Genomic DNA, 20,527 nt, shown 5'->3' on the forward strand with positions numbered 1-20,527 from the left:
ATGGAGGATCTGACCTCCCACCCTCAAGATGTTCGCGGTGCGGGGTGCGCCGCGGACGACCTTGGTGACGATAGGTTGCTGAGGATGTTTGCCGATGGCGATGCCGGGGCGGCGCGGATCCTGACGGACCGGCTGGGCCCGCGTTGCTACTCGGTCTCTCTGCGCATGCTGGGCAACCGGGCCGAGGCCGAGGATGTGACGCAGGATGCCATGATGCGGCTGTGGCAGATGGCCCCCAAATGGGTGCCGGGCACGGCCAAAGTGTCGACCTGGCTCTATCGGGTCACGCTGAACCTGTGTCTGGACCGTAAGCGCAAAAAGACGCCTGAGCAGCTCTCCGAGGAGGCTGAGCCGCCCGACAACGCGGCCAGCGTGGTTGAGAAAATGCAGGATACGGCGCGCCATGACGCGTTGCAGGTCGCGCTTATGCAACTGCCCGACCGACAGCGACAAGCCGTCGTTTTGAGGCATATTGAGGAACTGTCCAACCCCGAGATTGCCGGGGTCATGGGCCTATCGGTAGAAGCGGTTGAGAGCTTGACCGCGCGTGGAAAGCGGGCTTTGTCGGCCATATTGGCCGGACGGCGGGAAGAACTGGGGTATGACGATGGCTGATGACGACATGGAACTGGAAAACCTGTTTGCTCAGGCGCGCAATGACCGACCCGAGTTGCCGGATGATCTTGCCGTGCGTATCCAGACAGACGCTGAGACCACTCGGCTAAGGAGGTTGGCGAAACACACGCGCCCTGAACGGTCCCTGTGGTCGCGCCTTCTGGACAATATAGGTGGATGGCAGGGCTTTAGCGGCTTGGCCGCTGCCAGCGTCACTGGGATTTTCATTGGGTTTTTTGCGCCTGCCGTTCTCCCGGATACGGTCGGCCTGTTCGGTGCAACGGATGGCAGCGTTCTGGCGACTGACCTTGGATTTGACACCAGTTTTCTGGAGAGTACGGAATGAGCACTGATCCAAAACCGAAACGTCGTTGGATGCCGATCGTTCTGACCCTCTCTCTGGCGATCAACCTGTTGGTCATAGGGGTCGCGGTCGGCAGCGTATTGCGGCTGAAGAATGGCGATCACGCCAAGGCACCGCCGGGCTTTGGGCCCGCATTGTACCGGGCCTTGCCGAAAGAGGACCGCAAATCCCTGAGGCGAGAGCTATCCGGCCTGCACGGCAAAGGGGCCAAGGGGCGATCGAGGGACTTCATGGTTGTGACCGAGGCGTTGCGGGCTGTTCCATTTGATCCCGAAACTGTCACGCTATTGCTGCAGCAGCAGGCGCAAGCGACCGCGGACTTGCAGGCCGCGCTGCAAGAAAAATGGTTGGTTCTGGTCACGCAGATGAGCGACGAGGAGCGTCAGACCTATGCGACCCGTCTGGAAGAAGTCGTCAAACGCGGTCCGCGCGGTCAAAAGAAAAAGCACTGAAGCGATCAGGCAGCGCTTTGCCTGATCTGCACTTGGTTGCGTCCGGCCTGTTTGGCCGCGTAGAGCGCTTTGTCTGCGGATTTGATCAACTGCTCAACGGGTTCGGCCTCTTCTTGTGAAAGGTAGGTCGGCGCAGACATTTTCAGGCCCACACTAATGGTTACGGAAACCGGTGTGCGTTGATCGGGCAGGCGAAAAGGTACTGCACAGATCGCCTCGCACAGGGTGCTTGCCATCGTCAGCGCCTTGGCGCGCGAGATATTGGGAACGGCGATCATGAATTCCTCTCCTCCGATGCGCGCGACGAATCCGGCCTTACCGACGACCTGTTGCATCCGTGCCGCCGCTTGAGTCAGCACGCAATCACCACTGGCGTGACCGTATTCGTCATTGATCGCCTTGAAATGATCCAGATCGGCCAGCATCAGGGCAAAACCCCGTCCGGTCTGTGCCGATTGCTGTGCAATCTGCTGGATTGCGCGCATGGCATAGCGGCGGTTCTGCAACCCGGTCAGAGGGTCGATCCACGACTCGGCGATCCCCTTCTTCAGCGAGTCTCGCATCTGGTCCATCCGGCTTTTGCGGGCAATCTGGTTGTCCAACCGCAAGACGATCTCGTCAGCGCAGAACCCGCCGAGACAGACGGCATCTGCCCCCCGGTCCAGCGCTTCGGACGCGCGGGTGGCGTTGTTGTCGCTCAGCACCCCGATCAGAACCGTATGACGTGTAGCTCCGCGTGATCTGAGGTCGGCCAGGATGTTCAGCGCGGATCGGTCTGCATCCAGCTCGACCACGATTGCATCCGGGACGGGGCCTGAGAGCAAGGCCTGAAGATCCGATTGGTGGTGCGAGGTCAGGGCATAGCGGGAGTGCCCGGAAAGCGCCTTTTGCCAAAGCGCGCCGTTGCGTGGCGTTTGCGCCAAAACCGCAACGCGGGCCCTTTTGGGGGCAGTAATGAGCGGCGTATCCGGCTCGGCCAGGCCAAGAGACTGTGGGTCCTCGCGCAATTGCAGGTCCTGCGTGTCGGCGCGCGCGCGCAAGAGGCTGCGGATACGGGCCAGCAGCAGTGTATCCTTGAACGGGTGGGTCAGAACATCATCCAGACCATCGGCCAAAGCCCGCAATCGAGCTTGCTTGTAATTCTGGGCGGTCAGGGCCACGACGGGCACGTCGCCCAAGGCCGGATTTTCCGTGATCAGGCTTTTGACATCCGCCGCTGTGCCGTCGGGCAGCGTTTGTGCGGTCAACACGAGATCAGGCCGCACACGCCGCAAGAGCGCGGTGAGGCCTTCCAATTTCTCACCTTGCACCACGTGGTACCACGCCGCCGTCAGCTGAACCTTCAGCATGATGCGGTTTGTGGATACCCCATCTAAAACAAGGATGGTTCCCTGCACGGACATAGTCGCTCACCATTGATTGCATGCTTGAACAAAGTGTTTATGAGTCTGGTTAACAAACCCTTTCCAAGACAGGGAACTAAGGCCAGTTTATGTCGATTTCCGAAGATTCCGCCCAAACTCTTGCCCTGAATGCCCTCGGATGGTTAGTCGGGAATGAGGAGCTTTTGCCCATTTTCCTGGGCTCGACCGGCGCCGCAGCGAATGATCTGCGCGACAGGGCAGGTGAGCCCGAGTTTCTGGCCTCGGTTCTGGATTTCCTGATGCTTGACGATTCGTGGATCATGGCATTTTGTGACGCGGCGGCGGTGCCGTATGACCAACCCGCTCAGGCACAAGCGGTGTTATCGGGTGGTTCCGACGTTCACTGGACCTGACTCTGCAGGAGCTTTTCATGCCAATAGATGCGATCGTGTTCGACAAGGACGGCACGCTGTTTGACTTCGCCAACACCTGGGGCACGTTCGGACGGACCATGTTGTTGCGCGTGTCCGAGAATGACACGGCCCGCGCAGCGGAACTGGGTCGGATCATCGGCTTCGACCTTGAGACCGAGACCTATTCTCCTGATAGCGTCGTTATTGCAGGGACCGTTGAGGAAATCGCGGAAGCCTTGTTGCCGCATGTCGATGACATGCCGTGTGACGCCTTGATCGAGTTATTGAATGCCGAGGCCGCAGCCGCGCCGCAAGCTCAGGCGGTGCCTTTGGGGCCGTTCCTGGATGCGTTGAAACAGGCCGGCCTCAAGCTGGGGGTCGCCACAAATGACAGCGAACACCCGGCGCTTCAGCATCTGGAGTCGGTGGGCGTCAAAGACCATTTCGACTTTATTGCCGGTTATGACAGTGGACATGGCTTCAAACCCGGCCCTGGCCAGTTGCTGGCATTCGCCGCGCATATTGGCGTGCAGCCGGACCGCATCGCCATGGTCGGCGACAGCCTGCACGACTTGCAGGCCGGGCGGGCGGCAGGGATGACCACGATCGGAGTCCTTACCGGTCTCGCCAAAGCCGACGTACTGGCGCCGATGGCGGATGTTGTCTTGCCCGACATAGGTCATATCCCGGCTTGGTTGGCGGATAACTAGATCTGCAGAATCCGTTTCCGGCGGTTCAAAGCTTGTAAACGACAAAATCTGTCGCAGATGGAACGGCCTGTTCCCGCTTTCCCGGGCTTGCTTGAGAGCAGGCAACTGGCAGGGAGTCGAACATGGCCGGAACCAAATCGCGCAGGCGTCGTAGCGGAGGGCGCGCTGGCGCTGCCGAGCGCAGGGGAAGCGCGGCTATTGATCAGATGCCGTGGAACCCTCCGGTCAATATCGATGCGCCGACCGAGCCTCTGGGTCCGGACGGGATCGAGGCAATCCACGACGGTGCCATGCGAATTCTCGAAGAGATCGGGGTCGAGTTCTATAACGAAGAAGCGATCGGAATCTTGCGTGAGGCAGGCTGTAAGATAGACGGTGACAACGTACGGATGGACCGTGATTTCGTGATGGAGATGGTGGCAAAAGCCCCGAGCCGTTTCACGATCACGCCGCGCAATCCCGACCGGACGATCGAGATTGGTGGGCGGAACATCCTGTTCGGCAACGTCTCCTCCCCTCCGAATTACTGGGATATGGAGATCGGAACCAAAGTTCCCGGCAACCGCGAGATGTGCCGTAACCTGCTGAAGCTGACACAATATTTCAACTGCATCCATTTTGCCGGCGGCTACCCGGTTGAGCCGGTCGATATTCACGCCAGCATCCGCCATCTGGATGTGCTTTATGACAAGCTGACCTTGACGGATAAGGCGATGCACGCCTATTCACTGGGTAAAGAGCGGGTCGAAGACGTGATGGAGATGGTCCGTATCGCAGGCGGGTTGAGCCATGAAGAGTTCGAAGCCACACCACGGATGTACACCAACATCAACTCGACCTCACCGCTGAAGCACGACCACCCGATGATTGATGGCTGCCTGCGTCTGGCGCGGCGCGGTCAGGCGATTGTTGTCACGCCATTTACCTTGGCCGGAGCGATGGCCCCTGTCACCATCGCGGGCGCGGTGGCGCAATCTCTGGCCGAAGCTCTCTGTGCTATCGCTCTGTTCCAATATGTGCGCCCGGGGATTCCCTGCGTGATTGGAACCTTTACCTCGAACGTGGATATGAAATCCGGGGCCCCGGCTTTTGGGACGCCAGAGTATATGCGGGCCACTCAGATGACCGGCCAGATGGCGCGCTTCTATGGTCTGCCGATGCGATCGTCGGGCGTCTGTGCGGCAAATGTGCCAGATGGGCAGTCGGTATGGGAAACGTCAAACTCGCTCTGGGCGTCGGTGCAATCGGGGACCAACATGGTCTATCACGCTGCGGGATGGCTTGAGGGCGGGCTGATTGCAAGTCCTGAAAAGTTCATTATGGATTGTGAAATCCTTCAGCAAATTCAGAGGTATATGAATCATGATCTCACCGCGACCGGCCCGGATGAAATCGCCCTGGACGCTATCCGTGCGGTCGGGAATGACGGGCATTTCTTTGGCATTCAGCACACTCAGGACCGCTACACGACCGCCTTCTATCAACCGTTTCTGAGCGACTGGAAGAACTACGAAGGCTGGGAGATCGCAGGAGGTATTTGGACCGCTGAGCGCGCGCATCACATCTTCAAAGAGATCATCGGAAGTTTCGAAGCACCCCCTCTGGATGAGGGTATTCGCGAGGAGCTGGCTGAGTTCGTCACCCGCCGCAAAGCCGAAGGTGGGGCACCGACGGACTTTTGATATCGTTTTGATACTAATGGGTCTTTCCGCTGATCAGCGGCGGTTCTTGGCTATTTGTTAAGGAGTGTCAGGCCACAGTACGGATGCAACCAATCTGAGGCATCTGATGCATGGTCTGATCAATCGGGCAATACAGTCGTTTGTATGCGCAACCTACGGGCGGCCGTGCTGGCAGCGCGTGACAGATTCGGCCGGATTGGGGTTTTCCGAGTTTGAGGCCATGTTGACCTACGATGACGCGATCACGGCCTCTCTGCTGGATGCGCTCAGTACGGAGCTCGCCCGGCCGCGACCCGAGATTCTTGAAGACGTAGGAACCTATCTGGTCTCACATCCCAATACCGAAGGGCTGCGCCGCCTGTTGCGATTTGGCGGCGTGACTTATGTCGAATTCCTCCATTCCCTTGATGATCTGGCGGATCGGGTGCGGTTGGCTGTTTCCGATCTGTCTCTTCCGGCCCTCGAATTGCAAGAGCTTTCGCAGACCGAATTCCAGCTTATCTGTGGGCCCGGGCTGCCCGGATATGCCAGCGCAATGGTCGGTGTTTTGCGTGCGATGGCAGATGATTACGGTGCTTTGGTGATGTTGTCGCATGACGGGCAGAAGGGCGAGGCTGAGGTGATCTCGATCCTGCTTGTCGAAAGCTCGTTTGCCGAGGGACGGCAATTCGATCTGGGGGCACGGGGCGCATGACGCGGATGGATGATCTTGCAGAACTGCTGAAAACCCTGTGTCCGATGTTTCTGCTGGTTGACCAGAACGGTCGCATCCTCCGCGTCGGTCCGACATTGCAGAAGCTGCGCCCGGACCGCGTCATGGATGGGAAAAGTTTCCTGGATGTTTTTGAGATGGTTCGCCCTCGCGCGGTGACAACTTTACCGGCGCTTATGGCTTTGGCCGGTGCGAACCTGAACCTGCGATTTCATGATGAGCCGCGTACTGCCCTCAAGGGGCTGGTTGCACCGCTTCCGGGCGGGGAAGGGGCGGTTATCAACCTGTCCTTCGGTATCTCGATCCTCGACGCGGTGCGGGACTATGCCCTGACCAGCGCTGATTTTTCCGGCACTGATCTGGCTATCGAACTTCTCTATCTGGTTGAGGCGAAATCGGCCGCAATGGATGCGTCTCGGTCGCTAAACCTTAGGCTGCAGGGCGCAATGCTCGCGGCAGAGGAGCAGGCTTATACCGACACCCTGACCGGAGTAAAAAACCGGCGCGCAATGGACAGCCTTCTAGGGCAGATGACCGCGTCGAAAGCGCCGTTTGCGGTGATGCAAATTGATCTGGACTACTTCAAATCTGTGAACGACCTGCTAGGACATGCCGCAGGGGATTTCGTCTTGCAGCAGGCTGCCCGGATCATGATCGAAGAAACCCGAGACGACGACACGGTGGCACGAATCGGTGGGGATGAGTTCGTCATCATCTTCCAAGGCTTGTCCAACACGGACAGACTTTCGACGATCGCAGACCGGTTGATCGAAAGACTGAACCAGCCGATGAGGTTTCAGGACAAGGATTGCCGTATCTCCGCAAGTATCGGCACGGCCTTGTCCACGCATTTTGACAATCCGAGAGCTGAAGATGTTTTGCAGGCCTCGGACCTCGCGCTGTATCAGGCCAAGCGAGAGGGTCGATCCTGCCACCGGCTCTATTCCACGCTGCTCAAGGCGCAATCCTAAGATCAGGCCGTGGAAAACGCCGCTTGAAGAGTGTCTGCGATTTGGCGCTGTATCGGGGGCAATTCGCCGATCACTGGCAGGGCAGTGCCGCGGAAATGCGCCTTTTCCAGCTCTTCTGGGACATCTTCCAGCACGTGTCCTCCGCGACAGGCGAAGAAGGGCAGGCAAAGCGACTGCTCTGACGCCCCGTTGGCAGCATCGGAAATTGACGGGGGTTCCTCGACAAATCCGACGCGGATCGAGCGGAACGTCATTCGCTGCGACAGTTGCTCGGCAAAGTCTTTTGCGACGGCCGAGGGATTTCTACTGCGGCCTGAGCCGTGCGCGGCGATGATCAGATCGGACGCAGCCGCGCTCCAACCTTTTGTCTTCAGAGCCGATTTCAGCGCGTCGCTCACAAGATCGGGAAGCATGGGGTCGGTGCCCAACGGGTCCAGAATTCGCAAATTGCGATCCCCGATACGTTTTGGCAAGGCGCTGGTCACAAACCAGCCTTTGGCCATGAACAAGGGGTAAATCACCGTGTCGTGGGGCAGGCTGTCCATCACCTCTTCAAGTACGCCGGGATTTGCCAGCGATGCAGAATGCACCGAAACATCGACCGCGAGGGCGTTCACCTCTGCGGCGAAGGTGGCCAGCGATGCCTCGGCCGGTTTGGGGTCTGAAGGCTGACCATGGGCAACGATTATGGCGTGCGGCATTCCGGGCTCCTGTTCTTGAGCGGTAAGTGTGTCGCCGGTTCTCTATGTCAAGGCGGGTGTTAGCCCAAAAGTGTCAGCCAAAGCCAGACGGTTAGGATCGAGGCGGCGGTTCCGATCAGCACTGAAGAGGCCGCGACCCGCTTGGCGCGCCCGTACATGTTGGCAAAAATATAAGCGTTGAAACCGGGCGCCATCGCTGCGTTCAGCACTCCGGAGCGGAACAGGTCTTGCGGCAGCCCTGTGGATGTTCCGAACAGCCACACGAGGCTTGGGTGCAACATCAGAGAAATCCCGCAAACATAGGCGATCGTGCGCAGATCCCCTTCGGGTTTGTATTTCACAAGCACGCCACCCAGCGCGAACAACGCGCCGGGCAAGGCGGCACGAGTCACGAGTTCCAGCGCCTCATCCACCACTTGTGGAATGACCAGCCCGGACAGATTGACGACAAAGCCAAGCGCGATACCAAGGATCAACGCGTTCTTGAACATCGCAGACAGAACCGAGCGCACCATTTTTGTGCCACCATGGCCGCGATTGCGCACGATCTCCATAACCGTGATCCCAACGCCGTAGCAGAACGGTGAGTGGAAGGCGATGATCGCGTAGTTGCCCGTCAGGCTTTCTGGGCCATAGGCGCGTTCGGTAATGGGCAGTCCCAGAAGGACAGAGTTCGAAAACAGGCAGCAAAAGCCGATGGCGACGCAGTCTTCCCAATCACGGCCAAAGATCAGCCGTGCCCCAAACAGCCCCGCAGTAAAACAAAGTGCGGCTGCGGAATAGAAACTGACCAGAAGTCGAGGGTCGAAACTAGCGCTGAGATCCAGATGGGCGATGGCGAGAAACAAGAGGCAGGGAATAGCAAAGCCCTGCGTGAAGCGCATCAACCCGTCGACATGCACCTCCTTGAAATAGCCCGAACGGGTCGCAGCATAGCCCGCGCCAATCACCAGAAAGACCGGTAGGATGACGTCAATCAGGCTTTGAAGCATATCGCCCCCGGTTTTGGCGATATGTGTGCCGCAAAAGGCAGGGCCTTACAGCGCTTGCTCGATCACCATCCCGTCAAAGGCGGGGGTGATATGGCCGGCGGTTTCGGCCTCGACCGTCGCATAGTCCAGGTCGATATGCATATTGGTCAGAACGGCGCGCTTTGGCTGAAGTTTCTCAATCCACCCCAGCGTTTTTTCCAGATGCGCATGGGTAGGGTGCGGCGCGCGGCGCAGGGCGTCGATGACCAGACAATCCAGGCCTTCCATCTCAACCCATGCATCGTCATAGATTTCGGCGACATCGGGCAGATAGGCTAGCTTGCCCATCCGAAACCCTAGCGCGTCGATTGATCCGTGGTTCACGCGGAACGGGCGCAGGGGGATCGGACCTCCGGGGCCGTCGACCTCGAACGGGCCGTCAATAGATTTAAGCTCCAGAATCGGTGGGTACGGAGAGCCCTCGGGCTGGATGAACGCATATCCGAAGCGCCCCAGCAGTGCATTCTGGGTGTCGCCATCCGCCCAGACCGGAACACGGGTCTTCATGTTGAAGACGATCATTCTCAGATCATCAAGGCCGTGCACGTGATCGGCGTGAGAATGAGTATAGACCACCCCGTCGAGCCGCCCGGTTCCGGTATCCAGAAGCTGGCTGCGCATATCCGGCGAGGTGTCGATCAGGACCGAGGTCGTACCCTCCGGCCCGTCTCTTTCGACCAGCATCGAGCAGCGGCGGCGGATATTTTTTGGGTTCTCGGGGTCGCAATCGCCCCAATGCCCACCAAGGCGCGGTACGCCGCCCGAGGACCCGCAGCCCAAAATGGTGCAGCGCAGCTGTGTCATGCGGCGGCCTTATACTGTGCCGCTTTTGAGAACAGGCGGTCAAAGTTTACCTGTGTCTGGGCGGCGAAATCTGCGTAATCCATGCCGAATACCTCGGCCCCTTTGCGGGCAGTGTGAGCGGTATAGGCGGGTTCATTGCGTTTGCCCCGGTATGGGGGCGGGGCAAGATAAGGGGCGTCGGTTTCGACCAGAATGCGGTCTACCGGGGCGATAGCGAAGATATCGCGTAGCTCCTGACTTTTGGGGAAAGTGGCAATTCCGGACATAGACAGGTAGAACCCAAGGTCAAGGGCAGCTTTTGCCAACTCGGCCGAGGATGAAAAACAGTGCATCACGCAGGAATAGGGCGCGTTGCGGTATTCCTCGGCCAGAATGCGCGCCATATCGTCATCGGCTGCGCGGGCGTGGATGATCAGAGGCAGGCCGGTGCATTGGGCCGCCTCAATATGAATGCGTAGGGATTGCTTTTGCACCTCGGCGCTGTCGGCGGTGTAGTGATAGTCCAACCCGGTCTCGCCGATGCCCACGAATTTGGGGTGCTGCGCCAATGCGACCAGTTCATCGACCGTGGCCATCGGCTCGTCCGCCGCGCTCATCGGGTGGGTGCCGGCGGCATAGAAGATCGGTGCATGAGCCTCGGCGATGGCGCGCACGCTGGGTTCATTGCGCAGGCGGGTGCAGATAGTGACCATGCGGGTCACACCGGCCTCGGCTGCATTGGTGATGATCTGGTCCAGTTGCCCTTCGAAATCGGGGAAATCCAGATGGCAATGGCTATCGGTGATCTGGGGGATGTTGCTCATCTGCTCTGACCGGAGGTTTCTTGTATCTTGAACATCGTATCTAGGACCAACGCGGCAGGGTCAAGGTTCACCGCCTGACCATGACGTACTCGGGCGGTGATCGTTGCCGCCACCTCGGCCCAGTTGCGGGCCTGATGAGGTGAGGCCGAAAGCCGGGTCAGAGTTTCCGCCTCGTTGGGGGCGGCTTCCGGTAAGGGGGCTGCGCCTGTCGCGCCGGTCATTGCCAGACGAGATAGTGCCACGTCGATCAGGGTCAGCAACAGCTCGAAACGTTCGGCTGCGCCGCGCTGGGCGGCGGCTTCGGCCAGCTTAAGGGCGCGCTGACGGTCCATTCGGGGCAAGGTGCCCAGAATGGCGATCAACTCGGCATAGATTTCAAGCCCGCCCAGATTGATCAGACGAACCGCATCGCCCACCGACCCGGCGGCCAGAGCGGCAAGGTGATCGGTTTGGCTGGGAACCTCAGCCCCGGTTTGCGCTAAAGCGGCCTGCATATCCTCAGGACCCAGAGGTGAGAGACGCAAGGTGCGGCACCGAGACCGGATGGTGGGCAACAGGCGAGAGGGTTGGTGCGAGATCAGCAGTAACGTGGTGCGCGCCGGTGGCTCCTCAAGCATTTTCAGAAGGGCATTCGCGGCGCTGACGTTCATCTCATCAGCCGCGTCCACAATGACCACTCGCCGCCCGCCATCTGCCGAGGACAGGCCGAAGAACTTGCCCAGCTTGCGGATGTCATCCACCACGATCTCATTCCGGAGACGCCCCTGATCATTCAGCGACCGGGTGATCGCCGCCAGCCCCGGTTCTGCGCCAGCAAATATGCGATGCGTTACCGGATGATCCGGGTCGATCTCCAGCGTTTGCGGGGGCGGAGGCGCGCCGAACAGCCCTCCGTCATCCGCCGGAGGGGTGGCGAGCAGAAACCGCGCGATCCGCCATGCTAACGTGGCCTTGCCGACCCCACGCGGGCCGGTCAGAAGCCAACCATGGTGTAACCGGTCCGAGTTGTAGGCGTTCAGAAAGGCTTGCTCGGCCGTGTCCTGCCCGAACAGCTGCGCGGTCTCACGCGGATGCGGCGCTCCGGGCGCCTGATCTGGGGTTGGGATGTCGTCGCTCATCGTCTATCGCAAAGCTGCCTCGACGATATCTCTCACATCCTGTGCGACACTGTCCATGTCGCGATTGCCATCGATGACGCGAAACCGGTCGGAAAACTCATCGGCCAGCGCCAGAAACCCGGCGCGCATCTGTTTTTGCAGGGCAGGGCCGAAATCTTCGAACCGCTCCTCGGTGCCCTGTCGCCCCTTGGCACGAGACAGGCCTGTGTCCGGGTCCATGTCGATCAGAAGGGTCATGTCCGGCTCGCGACCGATCATAAGGTCATGGAGCTGATCGACCACCGCCCGTAGGTTTCCACGGGACAGGCCCTGATACATCCTTGTGCTATCGGCAAAGCGGTCGCAGATCACGACCTGGCCCGCGGCGAGGGCCGGTTCGATTGTCCGTTCTAAATGATCGCGGCGGGCTGCGGTGAATAGCAACAACTCGGTTTCCGCCGACCATCGGTCAGGGTCGCCTTCGAGTACAAGGCGGCGGATTTCTTCGGCCCCCGGTGACCCGCCGGGTTCACGCGTCAGAACGACCTGATGGCCCGCATTGCGGAGGGACTCGGCCAGCATCCGGGCCTGAGTTGATTTGCCTGATCCGTCTATGCCTTCAAAGGTCAGGAATAACCCGCGTTGCGTCACATCGACTCCAGCGGGTTATTAATAACGTCTTTCAGAACAATGCCACCGACCGTCATCATGCGCACCATGAAGCCGCCTAGAGGGACATCCTCGGCCGCGAACAGAGGGCGGCGGATTTCGGGCAAGCCTTCGGGCTTGATAACGAGCTCGGCCAGTTGCTGACCTTTGGCAACAGGTGCGTTGATGGGGCCGTCATAGACAACTTCGGCTTCGATATTCTGGGTGCCCAGAACCGGGAACAAAACATTCAGGTCGCCGTCGGGCACCAGACCCACGGTCTTTTTCTCACCCATCCACAGCTTGGCTTCGGCTATCGGCGCTTCTTCGGTGGCAACTGTCCTCTCGACAAAATTTCGAAACGACCAGTTAACCACGGACTCAGCCTCCTCTGCCCGCTGAGCGGTACTGTCTAGGCCAGTGAGAACGAAGATCACCCGGCGGTCGCCTTGTTTGGCCGATCCGACAAGGCCGTAGCCGGCCTCTTGCGTGTGGCCGGTTTTCAGGCCGTCGGCCCCAATGTTCAGCCGTAGCAGCGGGTTGCGGTTGCGCTTGTTCGAAGGCGCGCGCCCGTCAAACTCGAATTCTTCTTCAGCGAACAGAGGGTAATATTCGGGGAAATCCGTGATCAGCCTATCTGCGAGAACGGCCAAATCATGCACGGACATCATATGCCCGGCAGCGGGCCAGCCGTTGGAGTTGGCAAAGTTTGAGTTGTTCATCCCCATCTGCTGCGCGCGCTGGGTCATATAGCGGGCAAATCCGGCCTCGGTCCCATCGGGGCTGAGCGCCTCGGCGATCACCACGCAAGCGTCATTGCCAGACAGTACGATAATGCCCCGTATCAGATCCTCGACAGACACACGGTCCTGCGTGTTCAGGAACATGGTTGAGCCGCCATAGCTCATGGCATGTTCCGAGACAGGCAATGTCTCCTGCAGCGTCAAACGCCCATCACGTAGGGCTTCGAACGCGACATAGAGCGTCATGAGCTTGGACATGGATGCGGGCGGAAGCGGCTGATCAGCGTCTTTGGAAAGAAGCACGGTGCCTGTGGTCTGATCCATTACATATGCCGCGCGCGCCGAGGTGTCGAACGCGTGGGCGGGCAGGGCCAGAACAGCCATCCCGAGGGTGAAAACGGATGTTCGCAATGCGGATAGCATAAGGTGCCTCCTGTTCTCAGTTGGCCACGGTGAACGCGTCGCCAAAGCCCAGATCTTTCACGTCGTTCTGGATGGCCTTGCGCTCGGCGCGGGTGGCGGCGGGTCCGACCAGCACGCGCCAGACGGTGTTGTCTTCGGTCTTCAACTCTCGCACCTCGGCCGACATGCCATTTCTGCGGATCTTGGCGGCGGCGCTGTCGGCATTGGACTGAACACCAAACGTACCAACCTGAACAAAGGGTTTCGAAAGAGAAGATGTCGTGGCGGCCGTCGTGGCGACAGGCGTCGGCTCTGCGGCGTCGATAGCGGCTGCGGCCCCTTCGATCGGGTCAAGCGTAGTTTCGGTGATCGCATTGGGATCTTTTTTCTGCCACCACTTGCGCTTGGCCGGTTTTTCGGCGGGCGCAACCACTGGCGCATCGGTCAAAGCCGGAGCCGTGCTGGCCGCCGATACCTCTGCGGTGGCCTCGACGGCGGCCTCGGCCCCATCCACGGCTGCGTCCGAGGCAACAGCGGCTGCGCCTACAGCGCCTGCGGTCGCCGCTGCGGCGGGCTCTTTCTTCTGCCACCATTTGCGCTTGGCCGGTTTTTCCGTCTCGGAGGTGGCTTCGGGCGCATCAACTTCGGCCACGTCACTAGCTACGGCAGCTACGGCCCCATCCTCGGCTGCGTCCGAGGCAACAGCGGCTGCGCCCACAACGCCAGCAGTCGCCGCTGCGGCGGGGGCTTTCTTCTGCCACCATTTGCGCTTGGCCGGCTTTTCCGTCTCTGAGGTGGCCTCGGATGCATCAACCTCGGCCACGTCATTGGCGGCAGTTTCGGTGCTTGCTTCCGGGGCGGTCTCGGCCTCAGTGACCTCGGGCTCGGGCTCGGGCGCGACCTCGATGGCTTCGCGCCGCAAGGCCACCACGTTGATCTTGGTCGGCGCGCCAGCAAGGATACCCAATTGCTCCGCCGCTGCAGATGATACCTGCAAGGCGGGACCGGGCAAGTTGCGTTCACGCCGGAACAAAGCGCCAGTTACGGATTTGTTGTTCGAGGCGTTTTTGATGATCACCCGCTCGGGCTGAGTCACATCAGGGTGGGCCACCCAGATCCCGCCCAGCGATGGGCGGCCGTCCCACAATCCGGCCTCGGTCAATTGGAACACGTCCGGTGCTTCGACATCGCGCTGCGTGTCGCCGGAGGATTGCGGGAAAAGTTCGTTCTTGCTCGTGTTTTCGTCGGGTTTTTCTGCGGTTGCCAGCGTTTCCTCGCAACCCGACAACACCACCAAGGCTAAAGCCAAGTACGCCAGCCGTTTTGGCCCTAGGCGGATCTCAGTCGCTCGCTTCATTTTGTCATCCCTTGCCTGAAGGGGCCTCGTTCCCCGAGCCCCACCGTCAGCCTGCCGGTTCTTCGCGCCGGTCTGCTGCGGTCTTTCATGCAGATCATAACGTGGGTATGGTTCTATGGAAAGTCCGCTGCTTGGGCTTCGGCAAGATTTCCCGATTTCGACTTGCCTCTGATTTCAGTTGGCCTTAGACCCTGCTTTCGACGGGGAGGTGGCAGAGTGGTCGAATGCGGCGGTCTTGAAAACCGTTGGGCGTGAGAGCGTCCCCAGGGTTCGAATCCCTGTCTCCCCGCCACTCATACCTGTCTCACTTCAGTTGTATTTTCTGATCCGGAATTGTTACGCAATTCCCGCGCGTTGGCGCATGCGCTTTCAATCAGAGACGAAGCAAACCGTACATTCAGAGGACAATTCAGGCGCCAGTCTCAGTGTCGCATTTTAGCGGGGTCGCTTTGGGCTGGATTTCCCTGATAACCTGCAATTTACAGGGAATTTTCGCAAACCGGGACTGACTTCCGTCATTTCTCTTATCAGAACTGTATGTTTTTCAGAGGTTAATGCTGCAAATTCCCTAAAAGGTGGAACAGGGAATTTTCTCGTGGGAACAGGGAATTGTGCCGACGGATCAGGGAGGGCGAACCCTGTATCAGGGAAGCAGGATCTGGAGCTATCAAAAGCCGAACAGGCGTTCCTGTTCGGACCAATCAAGTGGGTGGGTCTTGCTGACCAGACGCTTGAGTGTGAGTTCGGGCGGCTGGGTCCCGTCGAGAATCGCCGTTTGAATCTTTGGTGAGAGAAAGGCGAGCTGAGCACGGGTGCGGATGAAGGCGTCAGGGACGCTTTCGCGGCGGGCAATCTCCATCAGTTGAACTCCGGCCTTCAGATCACGGGCCCAGCCATGCGCGCGGATCAGCATGGACCGGAGGTGGGGATCAGGTTGGGGTGCCATGTCTCCGGCGATGACCTTGGCCTCGACGCCGCGGCGGCGCAGATCGAAAGATGTGGTGATGTCGGTGAGATCCGGGTGCAGATGATCGGCCGCGATGCCAAGTGCGCTTGCCAGAGTTTTAGGGTTAAATTCGAGGTCGATCTGACCTCGTGCAAGTTTGCCTTTGGCCAGAAGAGCAGCGCCGATCTGACAGCCATGGCCTAGAAGCCGGGTTACTAAATCCGCAACTGAAGTCTGAACTGCCTCGGCTGACCCGGCCTCCGGCTGCGCCAGTACTTGGTGCGCCGCGGCGGCGTCTTGCAAATGTCTGACGATGACATCAATGACCGCGTTTTCCAGCGCAGGGCCGGGCAGTCGCCAGCCAGAGATATCCTTGCCGCCTGAGATCAGTCGATTGGAGATATAGTAGCGCAACCGTCGGCCTTTGCGCGTGGTGTGGGTCGGCGTCAACCGATCACCAGTTTCGTCATACAGCAGACCGGTGAGCCAGGCCCCGGGGTCAGTGGAGTGTTGGCGCGCATCGGAGTCGCCGCGTGCCCGCGAGCGGTTGGAGGCCTGTCGCATTTTTTCCTGCACCCGGTCCCAGATGTCCTGATCGATGATCGCCGGATGTTGTCCGTCCCAGATCTTATCCTTGTGGCGGATTTTTCCGAGATAGACCGGATTGCGCAGCAGGTAATAGATTTGACCCCGTGACAGCGGACAATCCCCCTTCACACTGCCATCTGTCCGAACAACCCGTTTTGACCGCAGGTCTTCTGCCTTTGCCCGTTCTTCTACTTTGCGCAGGCAACCAAGCTCGTCATAAAGCCCAAAGAGATGCCGGACCGTTCTGGCCTCCTCTTCATTCACCACCAGCGTTCTTGCCTTCGGATCGGGGTGGCGATCATAGCCCAGAGGCAGGTTGCCACCCATCCAAAGCCCCTTCTTGTTCGACGCTGCAATCTTGTCGCGAATACGTTCGGCGGTGACTTCCCGTTCAAACTGAGCAAAGGACAACAGCACATTCAGAGTCAACCGACCCATGGATGAGGAGGTATTGAATGCTTGTGTGACGGACACAAAAGAACAGTTCGCCTTTTCCAGCCGTTCGACCAGCTGCGAGAAGTCGGCAAGCGACCGGGTCAGCCGGTCAATCTTGTAGACCACCACCATGTTAATACGCCCGGCATCGATCTCTTCAAGAAGGCGCTGAAGGGCGGGGCGCTCTAGGGTGCCGCCCGACAGGCCACCGTCATCGTAGCGCCCGGGCAGTAGGGTCCAGCCTTCATGTCGCTGGCTGGCGACATAGGCCGCGCAGGCTTCATATTGCGCATCTAGTGAATTGAAGTCCTGGTCCAACCCATCCTCTGACGACTTGCGCGTATAGATGGCGCATCGGATTTTACGGCGCGGGCTCATTTAGCGATCTTTCCGGAGAGCCCGAAGAAACGCGGCCCTGACCAATGCGCGCCGGTAATTTTTCGGGCGATGGCCGAGAGTGAGCGATAGGACCGACCGTTCCAAGTGAAGCCGTCTTCTGTAACGTCGACCACATGGGTCACGCTATTCCACTCGCGCAGAAGGCGCCCGCCGGGTTTAAGAGCAGGGCAGGCTGGCCGGGGTTTTTTCTCGGAACCCTTTTCCAGCGTTGCTTTGACCTGCCGGGGTAGCCCGCCATGACGGCGGGACTGCATCTCAAAGGCGATAAAACGGCGCAGGAAGGGTTGGCTGAGCATGGCGGGGGCGGGCTGATCAAACAGTTGCTGCCAAAGCGTGACCAGATCCGATCGACCCATGGCGGCGAGATCGGCAACATCGCTCGTCTTGGTCATGACACTTCTCCAGTTCCCGCCGCCAGATGATATGTGGATGCTCCATTTGGTTTGTCGGATGCCCGCCTTTCAATTGTGACGCCTTTTTTCCGCAGGCCGCTTAGAGCCGCTCGGACCGAATGAGGCTGCCACCCCGTTGCTTTGCAGAGCGCCTCAAGGCTGGCGCCGCTCGGGCGACGCAACAAAGCTTGAACCTTGTCAATTTTGGTTTGCTTCCGTTTGGACATTAACTGTCTCCTCTGATCTTGGGTCAGCGAGATGCCGAACCCCGGTACCGAGGAGCGCCCGAATGGCTCGGGCGTGGGTTCAGTGATGCGTGGTTGACGGCAACAGTCCAGCTCTTTCTGAAACGATTACTGGAGGCGTGTGTTTTGAGGGGCGTCGCTGCCGTACCCCCGATTATTCGTCAACAATCTTAATTGGTTACTTTTAGTTTGGGGGGTTGCGTCTCGTATTGATGGCACCTACATTCGACCTAATCGCCCGGACTATCAGGGCGGGAAACTGCTCCCGCAGGCAGCACTCATTGGAAACACAGGTTTCCGCAGAGAGCATTCAAAGGAGCAACGTCTCGGATCAATTGGTCCGGGAAGTTGCGATTTGTGCTCTCTCCGATTTTCCAGCGCGATCCCTCCATCTCGACGTCCGCGCGGCGTCACGCAAAAGGAGGCGGTTATGCCTGCCAAAAACACACACAGCGACGTTCGGGCGTCCAATACGCCTATCTGGATGGCCGAAAAAGTTATCCAATCCCAGATCAGCCAGATCAAGCCCTACGCCAACAACAACCGCGTGCACGCGGCCAAGAATGTCGACAAACTGAAAGCATCGGTGGCCCAGTTTGGCTTTGTCACTCCGATCCTGTTGGATGGTTCGGGCACAATCATCGCGGGTCATGGCCGCTATGAAGCCGCCAAGGCCCTGGGGTTGATGTCCGTGCCGACTGTTGTCGCGGATCATTTGTCAGAAGCGGAAGTGCGCGCTCTGCGCATTGCGGACAATAAGCTGGCGGAATTGTCGGACTGGAATGAAGCGGCGTTGCAGATCGAATTTGCCGAGCTGATGGACCTCAGCCTTGATGGCGAGTTGAACTTTGATCTGGACATCACAGGGTTCGAAACACCGGAGATCGACATCATTATCGACAGCGTCGGTGAGGTGACGGAATCTGTAGCGGAAACTGTTGAGACGCCGGACCCTGCGGCACCCGTAGTCACGGAGCCGGGCGACCTCTGGGTTCTCGGAGATCATCGCATTTTCTGCGGGGACGCCCTTCAAGCCCAGAGCTACGACACCTTGCTGGAAGGCGAGACCCCGCAGATAGTCTTCTCCGATCCGCCTTACAACGTGCCGGTCAATGGGCATGTGCGGTCCGGCAATAGCGCCGAACACCGCGAGTTTGCCATGGCGTCAGGAGAAATGTCGGACAGCGAATTCCGTGGCTTTCTCACAAGCGTGATTAATCGTTTGTTTGACTGCCTGCCGGACGGAGGCATCGCGATGATCTGCATGGATTGGCGTCATATCGAAGAACTGATTACGGCGGGCAAAGCAGCTGGATTGGACCTCATCAATCTCTGCGTCTGGAACAAGACGAACGGAGGCATGGGCAGCCTTTATCGCTCAAAGCATGAGCTGATTTGCATTTTCAAGAAGCCTGGTGCGCCGCACATCAACAACGTCGAGCTGGGCAAACACGGGCGCAACCGGACCAACGTCTGGGATTACGCCGGTGTGAACAGCTTTGGGGCAGGGCGCGAGGCGGATCTCGCGGATCATCCAACGGTGAAGCCGACAGCTTTGGTGGCGGATGCCATCATGGATGTGAGCCACCGCGGCGATGTCGTGCTGGACGCCTTTGGCGGGTCCGGGGCGACCTTGCTGGCAGCAGAGAAAACCGGGCGCCGGGCGCGGCTCATTGAGCTCGACCCGGCCTATGTCGATGTCGCCATCCGCCGTTGGCAGGAGATGACTGGTGAGAACGCCGTGCACGCGGTGACCGGCCAGACGTTCGATGCGCATTCTGCGGCAACCGATGCCACTTCAGAGCTGGAGGCGGATCATGTCTGACGATACGAAAGACTACGAGGTGGGTTACGGCAAGCCGCCCAAAGCGACCCGGTTCAAGAAAGGCCGCTCTGGCAATCCGAAAGGGCGGCCGAAAGGTGCCAAAGGGGTGAATGCCAGCTTGAAACGCGAATTGGAAACCAAGATTACGGTTCGCGAAGGCAGCCACGAAATCCGGATTTCCAAGGCTGAGGCAATTGCCAAGCGGTTCACAGCAGGCGCGTTGAAGGGCGACACGAAATTGTTGATGGCGCTGCTTAAGCTGGACACAGATCTGTTCAACGCAAGTGAATTGGACGCGCAAGAAAGCGTCCGTGCGGTTGAGCCGGACGCTGTCGACTACGACATCCTCCGGGATTTCTTTTCCAGCCAACTGGACGGTGACGGTGATCTGGCAAACGAGGAGGCGGAAGATGACGACTCCTGATCCAAAAATCGTCGTGCAAGCCGCTCGCGAGGTTTGCCGGGACAATTTCTTTCCCTTCGTGTGGCGTGTGTTTGGCACGCTGCACCAGGGGGTTGACCGCGGCTTTGATCCGGCCTGGCATGTGCGTGCTATGTGCCATGAGTTGGACAACGTACGCGTCGGCGAGAACAAGCGGTTGATTATCAACATTCCGCCCCGGTGCCTGAAATCGGTCACCGTGGCCGTTGCATATGTCGCTTATCTTCTCGGTCATAACCCCAGCGCCAAGATCATCGTTGCCAGCTATGGGTTGGATCTGGCGCGCAAACATTCCGAAGATTGTCGTCGGATCATGTCTGCGCGCTGGTACCGGGAAATGTTCCCTGAAACGGTCTTGGCTAGAAAGGGCAACACCTCAGAAGAAA

22 protein-coding genes, 1 tRNA gene and 1 pseudogene are annotated in these 20,527 nt (G+C 59.1%); 12 read left to right on the plus strand and 12 right to left on the minus strand.

All coding sequences use genetic code 11. The annotated features are described in order from the left end of the window. The 3 genes from ACR0KL_RS20150 to ACR0KL_RS20160 are packed head-to-tail and all read left to right on the plus strand — an operon-like array spanning nt 1 to nt 1,431. Complete coding sequence (locus ACR0KL_RS20150) at nt 1-615, plus strand: RNA polymerase sigma factor (RefSeq protein WP_170678568.1); 615 nt, start codon at nt 1-3, stop codon at nt 613-615. Then, nucleotides 608-961, plus strand: coding sequence for a hypothetical protein (locus ACR0KL_RS20155; RefSeq protein ID WP_480554916.1), 354 nt, complete (start codon nt 608-610; stop codon nt 959-961). The genes ACR0KL_RS20150 and ACR0KL_RS20155 overlap by 8 nt, the downstream gene beginning before the upstream one ends. Beyond that, nucleotides 958-1,431 carry a periplasmic heavy metal sensor gene (locus ACR0KL_RS20160; protein ID WP_170678570.1) on the plus strand — a complete coding sequence of 158 codons (474 nt, stop codon included), beginning with the start codon at nt 958-960 and terminating at the stop codon, nt 1,429-1,431. Before ACR0KL_RS20155 ends, ACR0KL_RS20160 begins: the two co-directional genes overlap by 4 nt. A 5-nt stretch (nt 1,432-1,436) precedes the next feature. On the opposite strand, the gene ACR0KL_RS20165 is transcribed toward ACR0KL_RS20160, so the two are convergent. Next, nucleotides 1,437-2,834, minus strand: a complete 1,398-nt coding sequence (locus ACR0KL_RS20165; RefSeq protein WP_170678572.1) for a diguanylate cyclase — start codon at nt 2,832-2,834, stop codon at nt 1,437-1,439. 89 nt (nt 2,835-2,923) lie between these two features. Here ACR0KL_RS20165 and ACR0KL_RS20170 point away from each other — a divergent pair, with 89 nt between their 5' ends. The 5 genes from ACR0KL_RS20170 (at nt 2,924) to ACR0KL_RS20190 (ending at nt 7,283) form a co-directional block, all read left to right on the plus strand. Beyond that, on the plus strand, nt 2,924-3,208 hold the full coding sequence (locus tag ACR0KL_RS20170) for a DUF3572 domain-containing protein (protein ID WP_170375177.1): 285 nt from the start codon (nt 2,924-2,926) through the stop codon (nt 3,206-3,208). A gap of 17 nt (nt 3,209-3,225) precedes the next feature. Then, complete coding sequence (locus tag ACR0KL_RS20175; RefSeq protein WP_170678574.1) at nt 3,226-3,918, plus strand: HAD family hydrolase; 693 nt, start codon at nt 3,226-3,228, stop codon at nt 3,916-3,918. Nucleotides 3,919-4,040: 122 nt separating this feature from the next. Next, nucleotides 4,041-5,600 carry a trimethylamine methyltransferase family protein gene (locus ACR0KL_RS20180; RefSeq protein WP_170678576.1) on the plus strand — a complete coding sequence of 520 codons (1,560 nt, stop codon included), beginning with the start codon at nt 4,041-4,043 and terminating at the stop codon, nt 5,598-5,600. A gap of 106 nt (nt 5,601-5,706) precedes the next feature. Beyond that, the gene (locus ACR0KL_RS20185) at nt 5,707-6,294 is read left to right on the plus strand and encodes a heme NO-binding domain-containing protein (protein WP_170642979.1); all 588 of its coding nucleotides are present in this window, start codon (nt 5,707-5,709) and stop codon (nt 6,292-6,294) included. Beyond that, entirely contained in the window at nt 6,291-7,283 is a 993-nt protein-coding gene (locus tag ACR0KL_RS20190) for a diguanylate cyclase domain-containing protein (protein ID WP_480777431.1), read from the plus strand. Before ACR0KL_RS20185 ends, ACR0KL_RS20190 begins: the two co-directional genes overlap by 4 nt. Nucleotides 7,284-7,285: 2 nt before the next feature. Here the strand turns inward: ACR0KL_RS20190 and ACR0KL_RS20195 are convergent, their stop codons facing one another. The 8 genes from ACR0KL_RS20195 to ACR0KL_RS20230 are packed head-to-tail and all read right to left on the minus strand — an operon-like array spanning nt 7,286 to nt 14,869. Beyond that, complete coding sequence (locus ACR0KL_RS20195) at nt 7,286-7,984, minus strand: CbiX/SirB N-terminal domain-containing protein (RefSeq protein ID WP_170678580.1); 699 nt, start codon at nt 7,982-7,984, stop codon at nt 7,286-7,288. 59 nt (nt 7,985-8,043) lie between these two features. Beyond that, complete coding sequence (locus ACR0KL_RS20200; protein ID WP_170678582.1) at nt 8,044-8,976, minus strand: AEC family transporter; 933 nt, start codon at nt 8,974-8,976, stop codon at nt 8,044-8,046. Nucleotides 8,977-9,021: 45 nt separating this feature from the next. After that, nucleotides 9,022-9,819, minus strand: a complete 798-nt coding sequence (locus ACR0KL_RS20205) for an MBL fold metallo-hydrolase (protein WP_170554385.1) — start codon at nt 9,817-9,819, stop codon at nt 9,022-9,024. After that, nucleotides 9,816-10,622, minus strand: a complete 807-nt coding sequence (locus ACR0KL_RS20210; RefSeq protein ID WP_170678584.1) for a TatD family hydrolase — start codon at nt 10,620-10,622, stop codon at nt 9,816-9,818. The genes ACR0KL_RS20205 and ACR0KL_RS20210 overlap by 4 nt, the downstream gene beginning before the upstream one ends. After that, complete coding sequence (locus ACR0KL_RS20215) at nt 10,619-11,740, minus strand: DNA polymerase III subunit delta' (RefSeq protein WP_170678586.1); 1,122 nt, start codon at nt 11,738-11,740, stop codon at nt 10,619-10,621. Before ACR0KL_RS20215 ends, ACR0KL_RS20210 begins: the two co-directional genes overlap by 4 nt. A gap of 3 nt (nt 11,741-11,743) precedes the next feature. After that, entirely contained in the window at nt 11,744-12,370 is a 627-nt protein-coding gene (gene tmk / locus ACR0KL_RS20220; RefSeq protein WP_170664917.1) for a dTMP kinase, read from the minus strand. Continuing rightward, nucleotides 12,367-13,533: a D-alanyl-D-alanine carboxypeptidase family protein gene (locus ACR0KL_RS20225; RefSeq protein ID WP_170375197.1), complete on the minus strand. Its 1,167-nt coding sequence runs from the start codon at nt 13,531-13,533 to the stop codon at nt 12,367-12,369. The genes tmk and ACR0KL_RS20225 overlap by 4 nt, the downstream gene beginning before the upstream one ends. 16 nt (nt 13,534-13,549) lie before the next feature. Beyond that, a complete protein-coding gene (locus ACR0KL_RS20230; RefSeq protein WP_480777432.1) occupies nt 13,550-14,869 on the minus strand; it encodes an SPOR domain-containing protein in 1,320 nt (439 codons plus the stop codon). Nucleotides 14,870-15,071: 202 nt separating this feature from the next. On the opposite strand from ACR0KL_RS20230, the gene ACR0KL_RS20235 reads away from it, so the two are divergent. Beyond that, a tRNA-Ser gene (locus ACR0KL_RS20235) sits at nt 15,072-15,161 on the plus strand. 375 nt (nt 15,162-15,536) lie between these two features. On the opposite strand, the gene ACR0KL_RS20240 is transcribed toward ACR0KL_RS20235, so the two are convergent. From ACR0KL_RS20240 to ACR0KL_RS20250, 3 genes are read right to left on the minus strand one after another with little or no spacing between them, the layout of a single operon-like run. Further along, entirely contained in the window at nt 15,537-17,216 is a 1,680-nt protein-coding gene (locus tag ACR0KL_RS20240) for a recombinase family protein (protein WP_480777433.1), read from the minus strand. Then, the gene (locus tag ACR0KL_RS20245) at nt 17,213-17,629 is read right to left on the minus strand and encodes a DUF2924 domain-containing protein (protein WP_170461153.1); all 417 of its coding nucleotides are present in this window, start codon (nt 17,627-17,629) and stop codon (nt 17,213-17,215) included. The genes ACR0KL_RS20240 and ACR0KL_RS20245 overlap by 4 nt, the downstream gene beginning before the upstream one ends. Then, nucleotides 17,626-17,856 carry a DUF3489 domain-containing protein gene (locus ACR0KL_RS20250; protein WP_170461155.1) on the minus strand — a complete coding sequence of 77 codons (231 nt, stop codon included), beginning with the start codon at nt 17,854-17,856 and terminating at the stop codon, nt 17,626-17,628. The genes ACR0KL_RS20245 and ACR0KL_RS20250 overlap by 4 nt, the downstream gene beginning before the upstream one ends. A 448-nt stretch (nt 17,857-18,304) precedes the next feature. Here ACR0KL_RS20250 and ACR0KL_RS20255 point away from each other — a divergent pair, with 448 nt between their 5' ends. The 3 genes and pseudogenes from ACR0KL_RS20255 to ACR0KL_RS20265 form a co-directional block, all read left to right on the plus strand. Beyond that, on the plus strand, nt 18,305-19,699 hold the full coding sequence (locus ACR0KL_RS20255; protein WP_480777434.1) for a site-specific DNA-methyltransferase: 1,395 nt from the start codon (nt 18,305-18,307) through the stop codon (nt 19,697-19,699). Next, nucleotides 19,692-20,123 (plus strand): DUF5681 domain-containing protein, encoded by a 432-nt coding sequence (locus tag ACR0KL_RS20260; protein WP_170642874.1) that lies wholly within the window; start codon nt 19,692-19,694, stop codon nt 20,121-20,123. The genes ACR0KL_RS20255 and ACR0KL_RS20260 overlap by 8 nt, the downstream gene beginning before the upstream one ends. Continuing rightward, nucleotides 20,110-20,527, plus strand: a pseudogene (locus ACR0KL_RS20265) (hypothetical protein); the annotation flags it as partial. The gene ACR0KL_RS20260 and the pseudogene ACR0KL_RS20265, both read left to right, overlap by 14 nt.

The organism is Ruegeria sp. C8 (assembly GCF_056537565.1).